Raw genomic sequence first — 4,876 nt, forward strand, 5'->3', positions numbered from 1 at the left:
CCAGTAGAGGTTACACACCTCCACTTCGAGAAGGCCGCCGCACTTGGGACACCTATATAGCCTATAGTTCGGAGCAAACACAGAGCCGCATGTCACACAGCGGAGGCGTACACCGTCCCCGAAATCCCCTCCATGACCCGCAAAATACCACCTATATATAACCTTTTCGCAGACAAAAAACTTATATAGTAGCCACATGAGGCACGCATGGATCAGGGGCCAGAGGGGAAAGTGGGGCGATATACATCCTCACAGACAGCCCCACCCTACAAGACAAGATACTAGCAGACGCGCTGGCCGCAAGGGGCCACAAGCCCGTTGTTGTAAACATCTCCGAAACCCCAATCCACGCCCTACACGGAACAGCCATCCTAAGGATGGGCAACCCCTACACCGCCGCCATATACGGCCAGGTGGCGAAGAGGAGCATCAACCCGCCCCCCGCCATATACGCCGCCCTCAACCGCCTCAACTGGATACCCAAATACGGACCCCCCTACGCCCTCGTATCCACAGACCACACCGTAGAGAAGGTGGAGCTGGAGAGGCCCTGGCTACTCCTCACGGCGTGGCGCCTAGACCTCGACGGCCCCGTGACCAGCGTGGAGGGGGCCAAAAGCGTGATAGAACACAGGATGTACATGCGCAACCCCCTCTCCAAGGTGACCATCGTCATACCGAAGCCCCACTCCACAGTCAAGATATTCGCCACGGCGAAGACAGCCAGCGGCCTAGTGGCAGACGTCCTTAAGGAGCTCGGGCTATTGTACGCCCGCGTCACCCTCGGAAGCTACGGCTCCGCCCACTACGTCGTCGACGTCGACCCCGTACCCGCCATAGAAAACAGAGAGGAGGCGCAGGCCTTGGCAGAGCTCGTATGAAGGTCTGCGTAGTAGGCGCCTCGGGATTCGTCGGAGGGGAGCTCCTGAGGCTACTCCTACAGCACAGCGGAGTCGAGGTGGTCTGCGCCACCTCCCGCAAATTCAAGGGGGAGTACGTCTACAGGATCCACCCCAACCTCCGCGGCGTAACACAGCTGAAGTTCGTCGAGCCGTCGATCGACGCCGCCCTCAAGGCCGACGTCGTCTTCCTAGCCCTGCCACACGGCGAGTCCGTCAAGTGGGTCCCCAAGCTATACGAATCAGGAGCCGCCGTATTCGACCTCAGCGCCGACTTCCGCCTAAAAGACCCCAACGCCTACGTCCAGTGGTACAAGTGGCCACAGCCCCACCCATACCCCGACCTCCTCCAGAAGGCCGTATACGGACAGCCCGAGCTCCACAGACACGAGCTACCCGGCGCAAAACTCGTCGCGGTGCCGGGCTGCATGGCCACCGCCTCCATACTCATGTTAGCCCCCCTAGCCAAATACGGCGTCATAGGCAACACCCCACCCGTGGTAGACGCCAAGATAGGCTCCAGCGGCGCCGGCGCCGAGGGCTCCATAGTAGATCTACACAGCTTCCGCACCTACGTAGTGAGGCCCTACGAGCCCGTCCACCACCGCCACATCGCCGAGATTGAGCAGGAGCTAAGCCTACTCGCCGGCAGGCCCGTAAAGGTGGCCTTCACCCCACACGCAGTAGACATCGTGAGGGGCATATTCACCACAGGCCACGTATACACCGACAAGACCCCCACGGAGGCCGACATGTGGAAATACTACAGGTCAATGTACAGCGACTCCAAGTTCATAAGACTGGTAAAAGACCGCCTCGGCGTGTCCCGGTACCCCAACGTCAAGTACATCCTCGGCTCCAACTACGTCGACATTGGGTTTGAGATCGACCCCCGCCTCGGCCGGGTAGTCACCTTCGCCGCCATAGACAACCTAGTCAGAGGCGCCGCCGGCCAGGCGGTGCAGGCCTTCAACATCGCCATGGGCTTCCCAGAGGACGAAGGCCTCAGGACAATCCCCATCGCCCCCATATGATAGTCATAAAGATAGGCGGGTCAGTAGTCTGCAAAGACCCCACCAAGACAATACAAAACCTCCCCAAATACGCAGACCGCGCCGTCGTGGTGCACGGAGGCGGCTGCATGGTAAACGACCTCATGAAGCGCCTAGGCCTAGAGCCCAAGTACCTAACCCACCCAGGAGGCCTCGTAAGCAGATACACCGACTGGGAAACTCTAAAAACCTTCGTCATGGCCATGAACTGGATAAACAAGCAGATAGTCGCCTCCCTCCACGCCCTCGGCGTGCCGGCCCTCGGCCTAACCGGCGCAGACCTCGGCGTAGTGAAGGCGAGGCGCAAAGAAAAAGTCCTGGTAGTAGACGAGAGGGGGCGGCAGAGGGTGGTGGACGGAGGCTACGTCGGCCGCATCACCCAGATAGATGCAGACAAGCTACTCCCCCCACCCCTCAAGGTGCTGGCACCCATCGCCGTGTCTGAGAAGGGCGAGCTTCTAAACGTCGACGGAGACCAGCTGGCCTTCGACGTAGCCAAGGCCGTGAAGGCCCAGAAGCTCCTGCTCCTCAGCGACGTGGAGGGCCTCTACATAGGCGGGAAGGTGGTGCCCCACCTCACCGCACCAGAGGCAGAGAAGCTAGTCCAGAGCGAAGAGGTGAGGGGAGGCATGAAGAGAAAGCTACTTATGGCCGCCGAGGCCGCCAAAACCGGCATAGAGGTAATAATCGCAAGCGGACTCGCCGACAGCCCCATAGACACAGCCCTAAACGGAGCCGGGACACACATCACGCCATAAGACAATAACGACGCCTCCAAGCTAGTTCTAGACTTCCTCCCAGATTTGGCAGATATTTTCCCTACGTAATTGCCCAACCGTGTAATATGCTGAATTTACTTCACCATCTCATAGGTCGATGTGTTGGATTTTGAGCACACGTCTTAGTCTTTCACGTGCCAACCTGTCCGACTCGTATGGATCCTCCGTCTCTGCGGGGTCTATTCTTATGAGGTGTAGATTTCTGCCGTCGCGTAGATGTAGCGTTGCAACGCCTTCTTTCTCCATGTATTTATAGAGCTCTTCAATGCTTCTTTCCTCCTCGTCTGTTGGCACCCCCTCAATCGCAGGAAAGATCAAAATACCGGCGTCGGCCGAGTACTCGTACATATAGGCCATAGCCTTAAATCTGCCCAAGGCGATGTAGGAAGGTGATGTGGAGAATTTTGCCTCCACCACAATCTTCACACTGCCGTCTTCTACAAAGACGTCAGGTCTCCCCCGGTGCAAGCTGGCGTCATTGCCGTTGTACCTCTCCACTAGGGAATAGGCCAGTGGTTTGTTGAAGTAGATTAGGATACATTTGTCACCCTTCTTGAGGGTGAGATCAGGCTCGCCGCCTCCGGCGTCGCGACACGCCGCCTCCACAAATCCCGCGCTTTTGAATACATCGTAGATGAGGAAGTATGTGTAGATCTCGTAAAGCCTCCAGTCGCGGAATACCACCTCTTCACCTAACCCAGCGGCGCGTCCGATCTTTACGGATCTTTCCAACGCCTTTACAAACTTATTGATTAAACACGCTCTGCGCAACCACTCTATATATTCAACATCTCCACACTCTAAACTAGTTGTCCCTGCTGGCAAGTGGCGTATGAGCTTAGCTATTCCCTCCAAGAGCCTCGCCGCCTCTTCGTCCCCAGCGGCCATGCGTCTTGCGGTGTTGATAACCTCTCTTGCTATACGCCGCATTAGCAGATACTCAGGCGCGTGTCTAGACGGGAGGTACGTGAGCGATGCGACTAAACACAACGGCCTCACCGCAATACTCCTAGCGACGTCTATAGCCCCCTCTATATCCGCACCGTAAACCACGCCGAACTCGCGGTAGACAAGCCTATCTCTCAGCGCCCTCTCAACCTCAATCTTTAGAAGGCCCAATGCATATTTTAAAGCCTCTAGGGCCAGATCCCTAAAAGACGCGGCGACAGCCTCCTCGCCAGCTCTACGCATTAGGCTTTCTATTATCTTGATACTGGGTTGGCGATAGTAACGGAAGTATCTACCTCCTACCAACAGACCAAGGTTGCGCCTCCTTATCTCCGTCTTGTTCACACCCTAGCGGCGTCTTCTTCCTAGGAGATACTCTCTACTTCCCAACACCGCGTTTAAAACAGTCTTCGCATCAGCCCTCCCTCTGTCGAGATTTTTCAAGAGCTTTGCCGCGGCGATAACAGCCGCAGGCGGCACGCAACCGCCTAGCTCCCCCGCCGCCTTCCTAATCTCTTGTTTTACCTCCTCAGGTCCATCGACTCTGTCAATATAGGAGTCTACTTCTGGACACTCTGTCTTTACTATTACAAATCGCCGGAGGAAAGCCTCGCCAGTAAGGAAGAGGTTTCTCCAATCTTTTATGTTCATAGTAGCCACGACTCTAATAAGTTTCAATGGTAAATCCTTATATTTTCTATAGTATTTGACAAACTTTTTTGCATCTTCATCGACTTTATCGCCGTAGGCCTCGATTTCCTCTACTAGGCTTATTGGGATGCTCCAGTCGTCGCAGAGCTGAGAGCGAAATATTGCGAAAAGATCGGCAAAGGCCTTATCAATATCGGCTCTGTTTACCTCGTCGAGTATGAGGAACACAGGCCCAGACGAGCCCCTCTCCAGCATCTCAGCCGCCATGTTGTAAGCCTTTATGAAAAGCCCAGATTTCCAGAACACGCCGTCTGGCCCAAGAGACTCCCCGCCGATTACGTCCCTGCGGAACCAGAGGGAGTGGGCCACGGCGATGATGTAATTACGACTGCCCGGCGCCGCGGCTAACTCAGCAATTCTCTTGGCAAGAGCAGTCTTGCCCGTGCCAGGCGGCCCGGCGAGAAGGACATTTCCTGCCTCCAACGCCCCAAGAAGAAGATCTAGGTCAACTGTCTCAGCAAAAAATTCTCCGCGTAGCTTCTCTCCT

The 4,876-nt window shown here is 56.1% G+C and carries 5 protein-coding genes; 3 read left to right on the plus strand and 2 right to left on the minus strand.

Annotation, left to right across the window (positions count from 1 at the left end):
• Positions 1-377: 377 nt before the first annotated feature.
• From ACP5J3_RS10730 to ACP5J3_RS10740, 3 genes are read left to right on the plus strand one after another with little or no spacing between them, the layout of a single operon-like run.
• Positions 378-881 (plus strand): hypothetical protein, encoded by a 504-nt coding sequence (locus ACP5J3_RS10730; protein WP_428495688.1) that lies wholly within the window; start codon positions 378-380, stop codon positions 879-881.
• On the plus strand, positions 878-1,933 hold the full coding sequence (gene argC / locus ACP5J3_RS10735; RefSeq protein WP_428495689.1) for an N-acetyl-gamma-glutamyl-phosphate reductase: 1,056 nt from the start codon (positions 878-880) through the stop codon (positions 1,931-1,933). The genes ACP5J3_RS10730 and argC overlap by 4 nt, the downstream gene beginning before the upstream one ends.
• Positions 1,930-2,709 carry a [LysW]-aminoadipate/[LysW]-glutamate kinase gene (locus ACP5J3_RS10740; RefSeq protein WP_428495690.1) on the plus strand — a complete coding sequence of 260 codons (780 nt, stop codon included), beginning with the start codon at positions 1,930-1,932 and terminating at the stop codon, positions 2,707-2,709. Before argC ends, ACP5J3_RS10740 begins: the two co-directional genes overlap by 4 nt.
• Positions 2,710-2,817: 108 nt before the next feature.
• Here ACP5J3_RS10740 and ACP5J3_RS10745 read toward each other — a convergent pair whose 3' ends face one another.
• A complete protein-coding gene (locus tag ACP5J3_RS10745) occupies positions 2,818-4,023 on the minus strand; it encodes a hypothetical protein (protein ID WP_428495691.1) in 1,206 nt (401 codons plus the stop codon).
• 3 nt (positions 4,024-4,026) lie between these two features.
• Positions 4,027-4,876, minus strand: an 850-nt coding sequence (locus ACP5J3_RS10750) for an AAA family ATPase (RefSeq protein ID WP_428495692.1), incomplete at its 5' end; no start/stop codon positions are given.

The sequence above is a fragment of the Pyrobaculum sp. genome, from assembly GCF_049971835.1.
Taxonomy (GTDB): domain Archaea; phylum Thermoproteota; class Thermoprotei; order Thermoproteales; family Thermoproteaceae; genus Pyrobaculum.